This is a genomic window from Rhizobium sp. P2_G2 (genome assembly GCF_056403555.1).
Window position 1 is genome coordinate 115,846 of record NZ_JBFUFF010000003.1, and the last position, 16,499, is coordinate 132,344.

Genomic DNA, 16,499 nt, shown 5'->3' on the forward strand with positions numbered 1-16,499 from the left:
GCCTGACAATTAGTAGCGCTGTCTGGGTTCTGACCACAAGGGGTGGATTGTTAGATCGCAGGCTCGGCGCACGTGATCACCCCCCTCTGTCCTGCCGGACATCTCCCCCTCAAGGGGGGAGATTGGATGAGGCGCTGCCTCGCACCAATCTTCTGTCGTATTCCGTGCACTCGACGCTAGTTTGAGCGAGGGAGCCGGCGTCTGGCCAATCTCCCCCCTTGAGGGGGAGATGCCCGGCAGGGCAAAGGGGGGTAGCCCCGGATCGCTGACTTACTTGATCTTCCCCAACGCCTGATCGAAATCCTCGATCAAATCCTCCACATCCTCGATACCGGCCGAATACCGCACCATGCCCGGCCCAATGCCAAGCTCGCCACGCGCATCCTCACTCAAATTCTTGTGCGTCGTCGTCGCCGGATGGGTGATCAGGCTCTTGGCGTCGCCGAGATTGTTGGAGATGCTGATGATATCGAGCGCGTTCTGGAAGGCGAAAGCCGCGCTCTTGCCGCCCTTCAGCTCGAAGGCGACCAGCGTCGAGCCGCCGGTCATCTGCCGGGCGATGATCTCGGCCTGCGGATGGTCCTTGCGACCGGGATAGATCACCTTGGAGACGGCGCTGTGATTGGCGAGGAAATCGGCGATCTTGGCGGCGTTTTCCGTCTGCTCGCGGACGCGCAGCGCCATGGTCTCCATGCCCTTGAGCAGCACCCAGGCATTGAAAGGCGACATGGCCGGGCCGGTATGGCGGAAATAGTCATGCAGGTTGGCGTCGATCCATTCCTTGCTCGACAGCACCACGCCGCCCAGCACGCGGCCCTGACCGTCGATATGCTTGGTGGCGGAATAAACGACGACATGGGCGCCGAGTTCGAGCGGCTTCTGGAACAGCGGCGTGGCGAAGACATTGTCGACCACGACCTTGGCGCCGATCTGGTTGGCGAGCTTGGCGACGCCGGCAATATCGACCACTTCCAGCGTCGGATTGGTCGGGCTTTCGAGGAAGAACACCTTGGTGTTCGGCCGGATTGCCTTTTCCCAGTTCTCCAGATGCTTGCCGTCGATCAGCGTAAATTCGATGCCGTATTTCGGCGCCAGCGTCTCGACCACCCAGCGGCAGGAGCCGAACAGGGCGCGGGCCGCAAGAATATGGTCGCCGGCCTTGAGCTGGCAGAGGATCGCGGCAGAGACGGCGGCCATGCCGGACGCGGTGGCGCGCGCATCTTCCGCACCTTCGAGCAGGCACATGCGCTTTTCGAACATGTCATTGGTGGGGCTGCCGTAACGGGCATAGATGAAGCCGTCATCCTCGCCCTTGAAACGCGCCTCGGCGGCTTCGGAGGAATTGTAATAAAAGCCCTGCGTCAAAAAGATCGCTTCCGACATTTCACCGAACTGCGAGCGGAGCGTGCCGCCATGGACGAGTTTGGTTGCCGGACGCCAGTTCTTCTTGCTCATGTGCATCACCCTCAAAACAAAAAACCGGCCGCGTAAAGCAAGCCGGTTTCATCACGAACCCGGCCTTTTTAGCTACTTGTTTAACGTGGCTGCAAGCCGGCCGGCCAAATCACCACGGAATAACTGGGGCTTATCGCATCTGGTTGCTTGCGTCAATGTGGATGGGTTTCTATTGTCCGGCGAAAAATGAGGGCAGAATGGCAGGCATATTGGCAGATCGCGCGATCAGGGCGCTTTGGGACGAAGGCCGGCTCCGGGCCGAAAAAGCATTGGATGTCGACCAGGTGCAGCCTGCGAGCCTCGATCTCCGGCTCGGCGCGCAGGCCTTCCGCGTCCGTGCTTCTTTCCTGCCCGGACCGCACAAGCGCGTCGCCGACAAGCTCGACCGGCTGAAGCTGCATGTCATCGATCTCAGCCAGGGTGCGGTGCTGGAAACCGGCTGCGTCTATATCGTGCCGCTCCTCGAAAGCCTGGAACTGCCGGAAGTACTGTCGGCCTCGACCAACCCCAAGAGCTCCACCGGCCGGCTCGATATCTTCACCCGCGTCATCACCGACTATTCACAGGAATTCGACAAGATCCCGGCCGGCTACAAGGGGCCGCTCTATCTCGAAATCTCGCCCAAGACTTTTCCGGTGATCGTGCGCAAGGGCTCGCGCCTGTCGCAGGTCCGCTTTCGCGACGGCCAGTCGCTGCTGCAGGAAGGCGAGATGCTGGCGCTGCATCTCGCCGAAACCCTGGTCGCCAGCGAAACGCCTATTATCGCCGGCTCGTCGATCGCCCTTTCCATCGATCTCAAGGGCACCGGACCGGATGGCCTGGTCGGCTATCGCGGCAAGCGCCACTCGGCCGTCATCGATGTCGACGTCAAGGCGGCCCACGACGTCTACGATTTCTGGGAACCGCTCTATAGCCGCGGCGCCAACGAATTGATCCTCGACCCAGACGAGTTCTATATCCTCGTCTCCCGCGAAGCCGTCCACGTGCCGCCGCTCTACGCCGCCGAAATGGTGCCCTTCGATCCTCTGGTGGGCGAGTTCCGCGTCCACTATGCCGGCTTCTTCGACCCCGGCTTCGGCCACGCACAGGCCGGCGGCTCGGGCTCGCGCGCCGTGCTGGAAGTGCGCAGCCACGACGTGCCCTTCATCCTCGACCACGGCCAGATCATCGGCCGCCTGGTCTACGAACGCATGCGCGAACTGCCGCAGGCGCTCTATGGCGCGGGTCTGGGCTCAAACTACCAGGCGCAGGGCCTGAAACTGTCCAAGCATTTTCGCGCACACGCATGAAGGCGAAATCCAGGGCAATCGGGTGACGGCCTACGGGACTTGCGGTAGGACTTTCACCCGAAAGAATGCACCCCCATGCCCGGCGCACAGACGAGCTCCGGCAGGCGAGCCGCCGGAGTGGATGTATGTTCTACCGCGACGTGTCGCGCTCTGCCCTACCCCGGCGATTGCACCTCACGCCGCTTCGAGCGCCCGCAAGCTGCTCGGCAGGTTGAGCTCGACGGGGAATGTCGCGACCATGCTCGGATGCGCCACCATCCGTTCGAGCCAATCGAACAGCCCCATGCCTTCCAGCATGGCGCGGACCTCCGGCACGCCGGAGATCAAGTGCAGTTGCGGAGCCAACAGCAGATCGGCCAGCGACAGTGCATCCCCGGCAAAAAATGGCTTCTTCCCCAGTAGACGATCCAATGCCGTCAGACAGACTTGCGTCACGGGCAAAGCCTCGGCCACCACTGCCTCGTCTGGAGTAAGGCCCATCAAGGCCGGACGCACCACCCGCTGCGCGCCGATCGGCCGAACCGACTGCGTGAACATATAGCAGTCGTGGATGCCCATGGCCTGGCTCATTTGCCCGAGGGCTTTTGGTTCAGTGGGCTGCAACGGCTGCTCGGGAAAGCGCGCGTCGAGATAACGCAGGATCGCCTGGGTCTCGTAGATCCTGAAATCGCCGTGATCGAGCACGGGAACCCGGCCGAATGGATGAAGCTCAAGGTGTTCAGGGCTTCCCAGACCACCGGCGGCAGGCCGCAGTTCAAGACGCCGATGCCGATAAGGCACGCCCTTGATCTCGAGTGCCATCGCGACGCTGCGAACATAGGGGCTGAAGAAGATCCCGTGGATGATGATTTCGGTCATGACCTGTCTTTCCTTTTGCTATGGTGGGCTCTGCCGCAATTGGCGGGGCCCTGCTAGACAAGACGACGGCGCGAGCGGAAATTCATCGCGCGGCAAGCCTTCAGCGACATCCGCGAAGAAAAAGGCGCTCCGCGGCGAATTCTTCATTTCGGGCGATGAATTGGCGCTCTGCAATTCGTCCAATGGAGCGGAGATATCTCTTTCGAAGGGTGAGCAAAGATCATGCAGGCTAGAGCGATGACCATAATCGACGCAGAGGCGGTCTTATGAGTTCACTGAATGTGCAAAGCGGAAGCGCTCAGCCAGAGGGGCAAGCCGAGGCCGACAGCTCGACAACCGCCGAGCGTGCCGCCTTCGACCAGCTCACGCGTGAGCGACAGAAGGAAATCAGGCTGCATTGCTACAGGATCATGGGATCGCTGGCGGACGCCGAGGACATCACGCAGGAAACTTTTGCGCGTGCCTGGCGCTCGCGCAAGGACCTGGCCGATCAGGCGCATGCGCGGCCATGGCTCTACCGCATCGCGACCAATGCCTGTCTTGACGCGCTCAGGCGGCACAAGCGCGAGCGGCGCCTCTGGGGCGACCCGGTTCCGAAACGCATCCACGATTTCGCTGGACTGGGCGTGCCGGATCTCGATATCGCCTGGCTTGAGCCAATGCCGGATTCCGCACTCTCGCTGATAGCGGACGAAGCGCCGAACCCGCATGCAAGTTACGAACTGGCGGAATCCGTGCGCCTGGCCTTTCTGGCTTGCGTGCAATTGCTGCCCGCGCGGCAACGGGCAATCTTCCTGTTGTTCGAAGTCCTCGGCTGGAGCGCCGCCGACGTCGCCTCGGCCTTCGCCATTACCCCACAGGCGGCCAATAGCGGGCTGCAGCGGGCGCGTCGCGCCTTCGATGCTGCTTATCGACACGAGCCGAAATGGGCTGCCGCCAGTGATGTGGACCAGCAAGTGGCGGCGCGCTACGCAGCGGCCCTCGAGAACCGCGACCTCGATGCGTTCGTGTCCTTGCTGCGCACCGACGCGACGTTGCGCATGCCGCCCTGGCGGACATGGCTCAGCGGCAGCGATGTGCTCGGGGTGTTCATGCAGCAGGCTTTGGTGCGTTGGAGAGACTATCGCGGGCAAGTGCTGCAATCCAACGGCCGGAGCGCCGTCGCACTCTACGTTCGCGCGAGCGAGGACGAGCCCTGGCGCCCCCACTCCCTCAACGTTCTCGAGGTCTCCGAAGGAGCCATCTCATCGGTCGTGGCCTTTGTCGGGCCACTTGCGACTCCGATCTTCAACAGTGCAGGCCTTCCCATGCATCCCCGATGAATTGCTCATCCAGGTTAAGTTTGGCTTTGATCTCAGGAGCCAAAAATCCCAGCGAATGCCGCCGATGCAAACACCACGCTCGCAAGAGCAAGAATGACGCCCACGATAAACACCCGAACCGTGATGCTATAGGCCTTGGGATTGTCATCAGACAGGCTAAGGGCTCGGGCCAACGCGACAATCTGCACCGTGATGGAAACGACCATCGCTATCGCAGCAATCAGGGACGCCACGGTCCAGTCTCCCGGCGCTTCGAAGTTCCAGAAACGCAGGAAATAGAGCGAAAATCCCAATATCACGGTGATGGCCGTGACGATCGCCGGCCGGTAGCCGTTGGGCACGACGGCCGGTTGCTGCGATTCCTGATTTTTCATACATGCTCCTCTATGCCGCTAACCAAACTTGCCGGCCGCGAGCGCAACGACAATCAATATATACTCCAAAGCGTACCCTGTCCCGAAGGTCCGGCAGTTCCGCGTTTGTCATACACGGCTTCACCCGATTGCCCCCAAGCCAAAATCCAATTCGGCTTGACAGCCAAATGCCAGTCATGGGATTGGATGTGGAATGCGGGTGTAGCTCAATGGCAGAGCAGCAGCTTCCCAAGCTGAATACGAGGGTTCGATTCCCTTCACCCGCTCCAGAAACTGCAATAAAATCAATGAATTAAAAAAGCGGCGTTTCACTGCCTGTTCTCTGTCCGTGCCTTGGCTATTTTGCGACTCTCTTCGAGGCCGTCGCCGCGTGCGTAGCGCCCGCCGAATTTTCGGCAGTTGATCGGCGCGACATCGTTGGTCATTCGACGCGCGTCAAGATCGCCGACGACTGCATCGGTCACCGCGCAGCTTGTGTTGCACTCACGCTTGGCGAGGAGCTCGAACACTTCTGGCGATGACTGGCGGGCGGACAAGCTTCCGGTGACAGCGATTCCTATGATGACGCCCCGCGGCGCCCGTGCCCTCGGGTTCGACTTGGTCAAGATCGTTCTGCTGATGATATGAATACTCGGATATAAACTTGATATTTCCGAGGTTTTATATCATATTACGCCTATGAATGCAGGACCCCAAACCCAGCCCAAACAGGCAATCGCACTTCTGCAGAGGCGGGGCATCATGCGCCTTGCCGAATTCACGCAAGCCGGCATCAGCGCCGCCACCATTCAGCGAATGGAGCAGAAGGGCCTTGTCCTTCGGCTCGGCCGCGGGCTCTATCAACTGCCGGGAGCGGAATTCGACACCCACCACTCCATTGCCGAAGCCGCCAAGCGCGTGCCCAAGGGCGTGATTTGCCTCACCTCCGCCCTCGCCTATCATGAACTGACGGACACGATCTCATCCCGCATCTGGATGGCTATCGGGCCGAAGGACTGGAAACCGGTGGTCAGCGATCCGCCGCTGCAGTTCGTACGCTTCGGCCCCAAGGTGCTGAACGCGGGCATTGAGACTCACGAGATCGAAGGCGTAACAGTGCGCGTTTACGATCCCGCCAAGACCATTGTTGACATGTTCCGCTATCGGGCGAGCACCGGGACACGCTATAAGCAAAGCCCCGGTCTCAACCTCGCCATTGAAGGCCTGCGTGAGGGCCTGCGAACACGCAAGGCCAGCCCCTCTGACATCGCCAAATTCGCATCCGAGGCCGGCATCTGGAAAACCATTGAACCCTATCTCGATGCCATGACCGCCAATGTCTAAGCCCATTACCAACATGACAGCATCGGTGCTCGACCGTCTACGTGTCGTCGCACGGGAGCGCAATCAGCCCTTTGAGCTGTTGCTGGTCCGCTATGTGCTGGAGCGTTTGCTTTATCGCCTGAGCACGACCGACTACCGGGACCGGTTCGTGCTCAAGGGCGCGGTGTTGATGACGACATGGTTTGAGAACGCATTCCGCCCTACGCGCGATCTGGATCTGCTTGGATTCGGCGATGCGGCACCGGAGGCGCTGCTCGGCATCTTCCGGGGAATATGTGCCATCGAGCTTGATGATGGTGTCATGTTCGATAGCAAAGCGCTGAACGTGAACCAAATCCGTGAAGAACTGGAATATGGCGGCCTGCGACTGCAAACGACCGCCTTCCTTGGCAAGACGCGGATCAAGGTGTCGATCGATATCGGGTTTGGCGACGCCACCGAACCGGGCGTGCAAGAGATTGATTTGCCTGTCCTGCTCGACCTACCTTCGCCGCATCTTCGGGCCTATGCCAAGGAAACGGTCATCGCCGAGAAATTTCAGGCGATGGTGCTGCTCGGGCGCGCCAATACGCGCATGAAGGATTATTACGATATCTGGATGCTGTCGAAGACGCATGAATGCACCGGCAACGATCTCGTCAGGGCAATTGCCGCGACATTCGAGCGGCGGAAAACGGAAATTCCAAACACTGTCCCGGACGGTCTGAGCCGGGAGTTCGCGACTGATCCGGCCAAAATACAACAATGGGAAGCCTTTGCCCGCAATATCGAGATTGCGCCTCCATCACTGGAGGCGATCATTGAGGATTGGCTGCGTTTATCCTGCCGCATGCGGCAGCGGCACACGGGAACGCCGCTTGACGGCAATTCCCGCGCGGATTTGTGCCGCCAGCGCAGCGCCTTGTTTGACATCATGAAAGGGTGCCAAGCGCTTCATCCGCGCCAGCAACAAAAAACAATCGCTCAATATATCGCGCACTATTCATGCCCTACGAACGAGCCTCCGCTGCATTCCGGCTCCCTTCCAGACCGCTCATAATTTGCAACGCCGCATGAATTTGCGCCACCACTGCCGCCCCCTCCCCCACAGCCGCAGCAACCCGCTTTGTTGACCCGGCGCGGACATCGCCGATGGCGAAGACATTCGCCACGGAGGTTTCCAGCGGCAAAGGCGCCCGGGCATAATCCGGCCGGCGGAACGGCGCGCCCGTCAGGATAAAGCCCTTGTCATCGGTCTCGACGTGGTCGCGAATCCAGGCAGCGTTCGGGTCGGCGCCGATGAACAGGAACATGTGGCGCAGCGGCACGCGCTTGTCCGTCCCGGTCTGCCGGTTGCGCAGGATCGCGGCGGACAGTCCGGTGGTCTGGTCGCCTTCGACTGCCTGCACATCACAGCTCGTATGCAATTCGACATTTGGCAGGGCGCCAATGCGATCGATCAGATAGCGCGACATCGTCGCTTCGAGCGGACGCCGGACCACCAGGTGCAGCCGGTTGACCTGCGGCGCCAGGAACGCGATGGCCTGGCCGGCCGAATTGCCGCCACCGACGAGCACGATGTCTTCGCCAGCACAGAGCCTCGCCTCGATCGAGGACGCCCAATAGGAAATGCCATTGCCTTCCAGCGCCCCGATATTGGCGACATCCGGCCGCCGGTAGCGGGCGCCGGAGGCGACGACGATGATGCGGGCCGTGATTGTCCGATCTCCTGCAAGCTGCAAAATGTGCGGACCGGCCGCGTTGACGGCAGGCGAAAGGCCGGTGACCTCGATCGGCAGGGCGATTTCCGCACCGAACTTCAGCGCCTGGTTATAGGCACGGCCGGCAAGCGCCTGGCCGGAAATGCCAGTCGGGAATCCGAGATAGTTTTCGATCCGCGCCGAAGCACCGGCCTGTCCGCCGACGGAACGCTCGTCGATGACGGTGACCTCGAGCCCTTCCGAGGCGGCATAAACGGCTGCGGCCAGTCCGGCCGGCCCGGCACCGACGACGGCGACGTCGTAGATCTTGCCCGGTGTGAGGTCCGGGGTCATGCCCAGGCAGCGTGCAGCCTCGACGTCGGACGGGTGTTTCAGCACGGTGCCATTGGGGCAGACCATCAGCGGCAGTTCGGACGATTGGATGCCCAACCGCTCGATCAAGGCCCGGCCTTCTTCATCGGAAGATGCGTCCAGGACAGTGTAGGGATAGGCGTTGCGGGCCAGGAATCCCTGAAGGCGGGAAAGTGCGGGGCTGCCCGGCGCTCCGATCAGCACCGAACCAGCGGTGCCGGCGCTGATCAGCGCCACCCGCCGCAAGATGAAAGCCCGCATGACGATTTCGCCGACATCGGCTGAAGCGATGACCAGGGCCCTGAGATGTGCGGCATCGAAAGCCACGGCCGTGCAGCCATCCCCACCGGCACGGGCGCCGGTCAGTGCCGGCCGGCCCGAAAGCTGGTTGACTTCGCCCGAGATCTGGCCTGGCCGGTGCGCGGTGATCGCCGCGGCATGGGACAGCCCGTCGTGACGGAAGACATCCATCGATCCTTGCAGGACAAGCCAGGCAGGAACCGGTCCATCGCCAACGTCATAGATCATTTCGCCGGCATCGAAATGCCTGGGCTCGCCATTGGCGAAGCGCCTGGCTGTCTCGATCTGGTGCGCGGTGAACACCGGAAACATCTGATAGTCGCGTGAACCTGGCTCTGCCATGCGTTCTCCGAATGTCCGTTTGCGCTTATCGTCGCCTCAGTAGTAACGCGGAATAGGGCCGCGCTGCGGCGTCTGGTCGGGAAGTTCGACCATGGTCTGATCGACGAAGCACCAGCCCCAACCCTCCGGCGGATCGTAGCCTTCGATGATGGGATGTCCCGTTTCATGGAAATGCTTGGTCGCATGTTTACCCGGCGATTGATCGCAGCATCCGACATGGCCGCATTCGCGGCAGAGGCGCAAGTGGAACCACATTTCACCAGCCTCCAGACATTCCTCGCATCCAAGGGTCTTTGGCGTGACATCGCGTATTGTGGACAAGTGGCTGCACGGATGTGGCATGGGCTCAACTCCTTGCTTCGGGCGACAGAATAGAGAAAAGCGCCGGGATTGCCACCCTTGTCATTCGGGCAACGGGATGCGACCGGCTCGCATGGATCGGGATCGCCGAGCGGCGTAGAAAGGCCTGAAAATCTCAAACCGGCATCGGACCATCTTCTGCAGACAGAGCATGTGGGACGAAAACCCTCTGCGGTTCGCGAAAGCCAGCCAGCTCGAATTCACCAATCGCCTCGAATCGCCCAGGCGCTTCAGCCGCAAAGTCGCTTGAAGCGACGATCACCCGCCCTTCCCGCGCGGCGATTTTTTCCAACCGCGCGGTCATGTTGACCGCGGGTCCAATGCAGGTGAAATCGAGGCGGGCGCCAGCGCCGATATTGCCATAGAGCGCCTCGCCGACATGCAGGGCGACGCCGAACCGGAGTGGCTCGCCACCGGAGGCGACAATCTCGTCCGACAGCGCTTTGACGTTTGCTTCGGCGGTCAGCGCCGCGCGTAGCGCCCGCGAGCAGGCGGCCGCTTCCATCGCGGGATCGGTAATATGGAAAATCGCCAACACGCCATCGCCCATGAATTTCAACACTTCTCCGCCTTCCGCCTCGATGGGCGCAACGATCCGGTCGAAAAACTGGTTCAACAGGCCGAGCAGCGTCTCCGCCGGCTGGGAGTCGGCGCGCCGGGTGAAGCCGCGCATGTCCGACAGCCAGATCGCCGCCCGGATCTTTTCGGAAACGCCGCGTTGTATGCGACCGGACAATATGCGCTCGCCCGCATCGCGCCCGACATAAGCATTCAACAGGCTGATCGCCGTCGCACGCAGCGCCCGCACCTCGGCGACACGCGACAGCGGCGAGGCAAGACGTTCGAGCACGGCGATCTGCTGTTCCGAAAAACCGCCGACGCGCTGCGTGGCGAAGGTCGCAACGTGAATTTCCGAATTGGTGAAAAGAAGCGGCAGTGCCAGATAGTCGGTAATGCCCTCGGTGCGAAGAGTGGCAAGCAGGGAGAAATCGTCCGGGCAGTCGGGATCGGCGAGATGGCGGCGGATTTTCTTGCCGTCGCGGTAGATCGTCGCCACGGGGCTATCGAGAAATTCGTCGCCGTCGAGCACGGCATAGGCCGCTTCGGAGACCACGACCGCAGCACCCGGCCGCCAGACAAAGCTGCGGCCCATCAGCAGCGGATGCAGGGTGCGGACAAACACCGCGACACGGTCGAGCGGCAGGCCGGCATCGACAAGTTTGCTGCAGAGTTCGGCGAGAACATCTTCGGATTTTGCCGCCGATCTCGCGCCTGCCACGAGCCAATCGATCGTCGCCGTAATCCGCTGCAGATCCGGGCTGTCGGGCGCTGTCGGATTGTCGGTCACGAGATACCCCTCCCCACCATTCATGGCGTTGCGAAGCCTTCAGCACGCCAGGAGATCTATTCATCATCAAGACGCCTGCGGAGCACCACTGGATAATCGATACACCCGGCTTGCATTCTTGTGAAGCAAACGCATGAGATCACGGCGCGGGACGGAGCGGCAATCATGCCGACCGGTTTGCAACAAGGAAGGTGCCCTCCCCGGAAGACCGGGCGGCCTAGACTTCAGAGTGATCAGCAATGACGGCCGACGACCCCGGAATGAGCCCCTAGGAGTGAACGCCTCGGCGGGCGGGCGACCGCAATTAGGTTGCCGCGGCTTTGCCTGCAGCACGGAATATTACGGTTGACCCGTGCTGGTTTGGCGCAACGCAGCGATCTCGGCCAAAAAGGCAGGTGTGAAGTCCCGGATAATGGACTCAATATCGCGGCGCTGGTGCAAAATAGTGATGATGACGGGAGCATTGCCGATCATCTCATAGACGATGAAATGGCTTTCCGCAGGAACCATGCAGAAAGGCAGCGATCTCTTTTCTCGCTGTTTGGCACGGCTGTCATCGGCTTTCAGGCTACCCATCACGGCATAGAGCTTGTCAATGTAATCGCGTGCCGTTTTCTCACCCCACCGCTCGCGCGAACGTTGATGGATGTCGCGCAGATCGAGGGCCGCGCGGCGCGTGAGGTGGAAACGGATTCGGCTCATGCAGAGGCCTTGGCTTCAAGGTCTTGCAGCGCCTTCATGTCGCTATCAAAGTCACCGCTGGAGGCAAAGACGCGGCCTGCAGCCAGATCGCGATAGCCGGCAAGGATGGCCTCCTGTTCGGAGTTGGCGCCACGCCGTTCCATATCGCGGCGGATCAGGTCGCGGATATATTCGCTGGGCGTTTCATAAAGTCCCTCAGCGCCGACCATCCGTTCGACGAAAGCGGCCAGAGGGCCAGACAAGCGGGCGTTGATGCGGGTTGAAAGCAATGGGACTCTCCTTACCGGTTTCTGCCGATATAGCATTTGTCGCCATAAATGACAAATCTGTCGCCAATATTGCGACAACATCCACGGTTGAGATGAGGCTTGCTGTGGCCTCCAAAGGAAAACCCGGCGTCAGCGACTGGCTGCACATCCTATCTGCAGCCAGTCGCAAGCAACACCGCTATCCGTTCACGCCGCCTGGCTGAACTCGACATAGGCGATCAGGTCTTCGATCGTGACGAGCAGCAGGTTATGACGCTCGGCGAACTTCTCGAGATCCGGCAGCCGGGACATCGTACCGTCGTCATTCGCCACTTCGCATATGACGCCGGATGGCTTCAACCCGGCAAGCCGCGCCAGCTCGACAGCCGCCTCGGTGTGGCCCGGACGGGCGGCAACACCCTGGGGATGGGCGCGCAACGGAAAAATGTGCCCCGGCCGGGCAAAATCTTCCGGTCGGGATTTCTCGTCCAGCAGCGCGCGAACCGTCGCTGCCCGATCGGCAGCGGAAATCCCGGTGGTCGTGCCGGGGATGTAATCAACGGAGACCGTAAACGCGGTCTTCAGCGATTCCGTGTTGTTGGCGACCATCAGAGGGATATCGAGGGCATCCAGCCGTTCGCCCTGCATGGCGACGCAGACGAGACCGCGCGCATGGTTCATCATGAAAGCGATGTGCTGCGGCGTCACCGCTTCCGAGGCGACGACGATATCGCCTTCGTTTTCACGATCCTGATCATCGACGACCACGACCATTTCGCCACGAGCGATTGCGCGAACCGCGTCTTCGATTTTTGCAAAACTCATTCTTCTGCCTTTCAAGGGTGTGCCTCGCGGCACGGTCCAGCACATCGAAAGATGCGCCCATTTTCCCTTGGGCGAACAAGCGACACTGCTCCCGGTCAGGAGCATAGCCACGTGTCCTCTTCCATCCGGACTATACCGTCGGCCCCGGCATCTCACCGGGTCTGCTGACCTTTCACCTCGACGGCGAAAGCGCTCGCGGGCTCCAGGACAAGTCCTGATACCGCCGGTGGGGAATCTCACCCCGCCCTGAGAACATCTGAAACATAAGCGCGACGCATACCGGATTTCAAGAATGAATCCGCCAACCATTGTCCGGAATGCGCAAAAGCATTCCGGATCGCAACAATATTCACGACATGATCAGGCCGCCATCGACATTGATCGTCTGCCCGGTGATGTAGGCGGCATCATCGCTGGCGAGGAACGTCACCAGACCCGCGACGTCGTCGCCGGACCCGGCGCGCTTCATCGGAATGTTCTGCACCCATTCCTTCATCAACTCGCCCGGCTGATAATTACCGAGCAGCTTGCCCCAGGCTTGGTCGTTATAGGCCCACATGTCGGTTTCGATGATACCGGGGCAGAAGGCGTTGACGGTGATGTTCTCGGTTGCCACTTCCTTGGAGAGGCTCTGGGTGATCCCGACCACGCCCATTTTCGAAGCCGCATAGTGCGGCGTGAAAATAAAACCTTGCCGCGCCTGGCCGGATGCGGTGCTGATGATGCGCCCGCCCCGCTTATGCTTGCGCATGCGCAGGATTGCCTCGCGCGCGCAGAGGAAAACGCCCTTGGTGTTGACGAGCATGACCTTGTCCCATTCGGCCTCGGTCATGTCTTCCAACCTGGCAATCGTGATCACGCCGGCATTCTGGATCGAGACGTCAACGCCGCCGAAAGCCTCTTCCGCGCGGTCGTAGAGAGCAACGACGCTTCCGGCATCCGTGACATCGCCGACGAAGGAGATGCTTTTGCCGCCGTCCGCCTTGATCGCATCGGAGACACCATGAACGCTGTCTTCATTGGCCGAGACCACGACATTCGCGCCCTCGCGGGCGAAGCGCCTGGCAATTGACGCGCCAATTCCACGGCTGGCACCGGTGATCACCACCGTCTTTCCGTCAAAGCGGGACATTGCGTTCTCCTTTTCGATTGATTGAACCGTTGGACGGCACGTGGCTGATAGTGCCGGTCAAGCGCCCGGATCCAGGCGCTCAGGGCATCGACAACACCGGCGCAATCGGCGGCTTTCAGCCTCCGCCGATCAGCTTGAAAGGGGGATGACGACCACGCTGCAATCAGAGCGGTCCGCCTTGGTCGTCATCGCCATGACCTCTGCTAGGGAGAATGAGAGGCCATTCATTTCCAGTTTCCGGCAACGCGCTTCCGGCGCGCGGCGATCACCAGCAGCAGAACCCGCCGTCGACCAGCAGGTCGACACCGGTGACAAAACTCGCGGCGTCGGACAGGAGGAACACCGCGGGACCGACCATCTCGTCGACATTGGCCATCCGCTGCATCGGCGTCTGTTCTTCAAACTGCTTGGTCTGGTGCACCATTTCCGGCCGCGTGTTCATCGGCGTCGCGGTATAGCCGGGCGAGATGGTGTTGACGCGGATGCCGCGTCCCACCCATTCCATCGCCATGGACTTCGACAGGTGAATGACGCCGGCCTTCGAGGCGTTGTAATGGCACTGGCTCAGGCCACGATTGACGATCACGCCCGACATGGAGGCGATGTTGACGATCGAACCCTTGCCGTGCTTCAGCATCGCCCGCGCTTCCGCCTGGCAGGAGAGGAAGACGCCCTTGAGGTTGATGTCCATCAGGGTCTGATATTGGTCTTCTTCCATGTCCTCGGCCGGATTGGCATTGGCGATGCCCGCGGCATTGACGGCAAGCGACAGCGCACCGAGGTCAGCCTCCGTGCGGCTGATCGCATCGGCCAATGCGGCCTTGCTGGTCACGTCGGCGGCGATCTGCACGGATTTCCTGCCCGCCTTGGCGATAAAGCCGGCGGTTTGCGCCAGGCCGTCATCGGTGCGGCGATCCATGAGCGCAACGTCGGCTCCACATTGGGCAAGGCCCATGGCAATGCGCTGGCCGATGCCGCTGCCGGCACCGGTGACGAGCGCCACATTGCCGGAGAGATCGAAAAGTTTCGGGGCGTTGAGCGTGATTTCGGCCACCACTCGTTCCTTTCATTGCATCAGATTGTCGCTAGTTCCATGACGGACACGTCGTTTGCCTCGGCGCGGTCGAGAATACCGGCCTGCTTGCCTTGCGCCAGCACGAGAATACGGTTCGAAATACCCAGGACCTCTTCCAGGTCCGAGCTGACGACGATCACCGCCACGCCGCTTTTGGCCAGGTTGACGATAATGTCATAGATGCCGGCACGCGCGCCGACGTCGATGCCGCGCGTCGGTTCATCGAGCACGACGACCTTGGGATCGCGCATCAGCCACTTGGCGATCACCACCTTCTGCTGATTGCCGCCCGACAGGTCCGACGCCGGCTGACCGGCACGGCCCTTGACGCCGAATTTGGCGATGGCTTTGTCGGCGAACCGGCGTTTCGCCTCCGCGGTGATCCAGCGGCGGCCAACCTGGTCGAGATTGGCATAGGCAAGATTCTCGCCGATCTGGTGCGAGACGATCAGCCCCTGCAGCTTTCGGTCCTCGGGCACCATGACGATGCCGTGCGAGATGGCGTCAGCGGGGCTTTTCAGCTTCAATTCCCTGCCTTCGAGCAGCACGCGGCCGGCGCTGATCGGATCGGCTCCGGTCATCGCTCGAACCAGTTCGGTGCGGCCCGCACCGATCAGGCCGGCAATACCGAGAATTTCCCCAGCTTTGACGTTGAAAGAAATGTCATTGAAGGACTTTTCCGGGGACGACAGGCCGATCACTTCCAAGACAGGCCGATCCTGCGGCACGGGGAGTGCGGGGAACATCCGGTCGAGCGGCCGCCCGACCATGCTCTCAACAATCCTGCGGACCGGGGTGGCGCTATCGGCAAATTCATTGACGCGCTCGCCGTCGCGCAGCACCACGATGCGGTCGGTGATCTGCTTTATCTCTTCCATGCGGTGCGAGATATAGATGATCCCCACGCCTTCGGATTTCAGCTTGCGCACCTGCTCGAACAGCGCTTCCGTCTCGGCACCGCCAAGGGCTGCCGTCGGCTCGTCCAGGATCAGCAGCCTGGCGTTCAAGGCGAGCGCCTTGGCAATCTCGATCAGCTGTTGATTGGCGGTCGAAAGCCCGGCGACCTTGCGCGTTGCCGGAATATGAAGGTTCAGGCGGGCGAGCTGCTCCTGCGCCCGCCGCACCATGGTCGCCCGGTCCAGCACGCCATTCTTCATCGGCCAGCGGCCAATGAAGACATTCTCAGCAATCGAAAGCTCAGGCAGAAGCTGAAGCTCCTGGTGGATCAGCACGATCCCCTTGTCGATTGCCTCTCTTGGAGAGGTCGGGGCATAGTTCTGCCCCAACCAGGTCATTGTTCCCTCGGACGGATCGCGGGAGCCCGCAATGATTCCCGACAGGGTGGATTTGCCTGCTCCATTTTCGCCGAGAAGTGCGACGACTTCTCCGGCGTAAATGTCAAGATCGACTTTCTTGACCACGTCCAGGTTGCCGTAGCGCTTGCTAATGCCCCGGAGTGTGAGAACAGGCTCAGCCATAACGTATCTCCCGTAGC

Annotated in this window: 17 protein-coding genes, 1 tRNA gene and 2 riboswitches; of the genes, 5 read left to right on the top strand and 13 right to left on the bottom strand. The window is 61.1% G+C overall.

Annotated elements, in window-relative coordinates:
• Positions 1–270: 270 nt before the first annotated feature.
• On the bottom strand, positions 271–1,455 hold the full coding sequence (locus AC1D06_RS04175; RefSeq protein WP_477985196.1) for an O-succinylhomoserine sulfhydrylase: 1,185 nt from the start codon (positions 1,453–1,455) through the stop codon (positions 271–273).
• A 47-nt stretch (positions 1,456–1,502) separates the two neighbouring features.
• Positions 1,503–1,581, bottom strand: a riboswitch (SAM riboswitch).
• Between the two features lie 35 nt (positions 1,582–1,616).
• Here AC1D06_RS04175 and AC1D06_RS04180 point away from each other — a divergent pair.
• Complete coding sequence (locus AC1D06_RS04180) at positions 1,617–2,744, top strand: 2'-deoxycytidine 5'-triphosphate deaminase (protein WP_477985198.1); 1,128 nt, start codon at positions 1,617–1,619, stop codon at positions 2,742–2,744.
• A 174-nt stretch (positions 2,745–2,918) separates the two neighbouring features.
• Here the strand turns inward: AC1D06_RS04180 and AC1D06_RS04185 are convergent, their stop codons facing one another.
• Positions 2,919–3,602: a glutathione S-transferase family protein gene (locus AC1D06_RS04185; protein WP_477985200.1), complete on the bottom strand. Its 684-nt coding sequence runs from the start codon at positions 3,600–3,602 to the stop codon at positions 2,919–2,921.
• Between the two features lie 266 nt (positions 3,603–3,868).
• Between AC1D06_RS04185 and AC1D06_RS04190 the strand changes: the two genes are divergently transcribed.
• Positions 3,869–4,924, top strand: coding sequence for an RNA polymerase subunit sigma-70 (locus AC1D06_RS04190; RefSeq protein ID WP_477985202.1), 1,056 nt, complete (start codon positions 3,869–3,871; stop codon positions 4,922–4,924).
• Positions 4,925–4,956: 32 nt separating this feature from the next.
• Here the strand turns inward: AC1D06_RS04190 and AC1D06_RS04195 are convergent, their stop codons facing one another.
• A complete protein-coding gene (locus AC1D06_RS04195; RefSeq protein ID WP_477985204.1) occupies positions 4,957–5,298 on the bottom strand; it encodes a hypothetical protein in 342 nt (113 codons plus the stop codon).
• Positions 5,299–5,493: 195 nt separating this feature from the next.
• On the opposite strand from AC1D06_RS04195, the gene AC1D06_RS04200 reads away from it, so the two are divergent.
• Positions 5,494–5,567: transfer RNA gene (locus AC1D06_RS04200), tRNA-Gly, on the top strand.
• A gap of 39 nt (positions 5,568–5,606) precedes the next feature.
• Here AC1D06_RS04200 and AC1D06_RS04205 read toward each other — a convergent pair.
• Positions 5,607–5,834 carry a hypothetical protein gene (locus AC1D06_RS04205; protein WP_477985206.1) on the bottom strand — a complete coding sequence of 76 codons (228 nt, stop codon included), beginning with the start codon at positions 5,832–5,834 and terminating at the stop codon, positions 5,607–5,609.
• 142 nt (positions 5,835–5,976) lie between these two features.
• Between AC1D06_RS04205 and AC1D06_RS04210 the strand changes: the two genes are divergently transcribed.
• Together AC1D06_RS04210 and AC1D06_RS04215 are read left to right on the top strand one after the other, a co-directional pair.
• Complete coding sequence (locus tag AC1D06_RS04210; protein ID WP_477985208.1) at positions 5,977–6,621, top strand: type IV toxin-antitoxin system AbiEi family antitoxin domain-containing protein; 645 nt, start codon at positions 5,977–5,979, stop codon at positions 6,619–6,621.
• Positions 6,614–7,660, top strand: a complete 1,047-nt coding sequence (locus AC1D06_RS04215) for a nucleotidyl transferase AbiEii/AbiGii toxin family protein (RefSeq protein WP_477985209.1) — start codon at positions 6,614–6,616, stop codon at positions 7,658–7,660. Before AC1D06_RS04210 ends, AC1D06_RS04215 begins: the two co-directional genes overlap by 8 nt.
• Here AC1D06_RS04215 and AC1D06_RS04220 read toward each other — a convergent pair.
• The 9 genes from AC1D06_RS04220 to AC1D06_RS04260 form a co-directional block, all read right to left on the bottom strand.
• Positions 7,611–9,314: an FAD-dependent oxidoreductase gene (locus tag AC1D06_RS04220; protein WP_477985211.1), complete on the bottom strand. Its 1,704-nt coding sequence runs from the start codon at positions 9,312–9,314 to the stop codon at positions 7,611–7,613. The genes AC1D06_RS04215 and AC1D06_RS04220 overlap by 50 nt on opposite strands.
• Before the next feature lie 36 nt (positions 9,315–9,350).
• Positions 9,351–9,656, bottom strand: coding sequence for a UBP-type zinc finger domain-containing protein (locus AC1D06_RS04225; protein WP_477877076.1), 306 nt, complete (start codon positions 9,654–9,656; stop codon positions 9,351–9,353).
• A gap of 133 nt (positions 9,657–9,789) precedes the next feature.
• Positions 9,790–11,022: an adenylate/guanylate cyclase domain-containing protein gene (locus tag AC1D06_RS04230; protein WP_477985213.1), complete on the bottom strand. Its 1,233-nt coding sequence runs from the start codon at positions 11,020–11,022 to the stop codon at positions 9,790–9,792.
• A 339-nt stretch (positions 11,023–11,361) separates the two neighbouring features.
• The gene (locus AC1D06_RS04235; RefSeq protein WP_477985215.1) at positions 11,362–11,724 is read right to left on the bottom strand and encodes a type II toxin-antitoxin system RelE/ParE family toxin; all 363 of its coding nucleotides are present in this window, start codon (positions 11,722–11,724) and stop codon (positions 11,362–11,364) included.
• Positions 11,721–11,993: a ribbon-helix-helix domain-containing protein gene (locus AC1D06_RS04240; RefSeq protein ID WP_477985217.1), complete on the bottom strand. Its 273-nt coding sequence runs from the start codon at positions 11,991–11,993 to the stop codon at positions 11,721–11,723. Before AC1D06_RS04240 ends, AC1D06_RS04235 begins: the two co-directional genes overlap by 4 nt.
• A gap of 186 nt (positions 11,994–12,179) precedes the next feature.
• Entirely contained in the window at positions 12,180–12,797 is a 618-nt protein-coding gene (ribB, locus tag AC1D06_RS04245) for a 3,4-dihydroxy-2-butanone-4-phosphate synthase (RefSeq protein WP_477985219.1), read from the bottom strand.
• A gap of 109 nt (positions 12,798–12,906) precedes the next feature.
• Positions 12,907–13,055, bottom strand: a riboswitch (FMN riboswitch).
• 91 nt (positions 13,056–13,146) lie between these two features.
• Positions 13,147–13,929: an SDR family oxidoreductase gene (locus AC1D06_RS04250; RefSeq protein WP_477985221.1), complete on the bottom strand. Its 783-nt coding sequence runs from the start codon at positions 13,927–13,929 to the stop codon at positions 13,147–13,149.
• Between the two features lie 265 nt (positions 13,930–14,194).
• Positions 14,195–14,983: an SDR family oxidoreductase gene (locus tag AC1D06_RS04255; RefSeq protein WP_477985223.1), complete on the bottom strand. Its 789-nt coding sequence runs from the start codon at positions 14,981–14,983 to the stop codon at positions 14,195–14,197.
• Positions 14,984–15,003: 20 nt separating this feature from the next.
• Positions 15,004–16,482 (bottom strand): sugar ABC transporter ATP-binding protein, encoded by a 1,479-nt coding sequence (locus AC1D06_RS04260; protein WP_477985225.1) that lies wholly within the window; start codon positions 16,480–16,482, stop codon positions 15,004–15,006.
• Between the last annotated feature and the right edge of the window lie 17 nt (positions 16,483–16,499).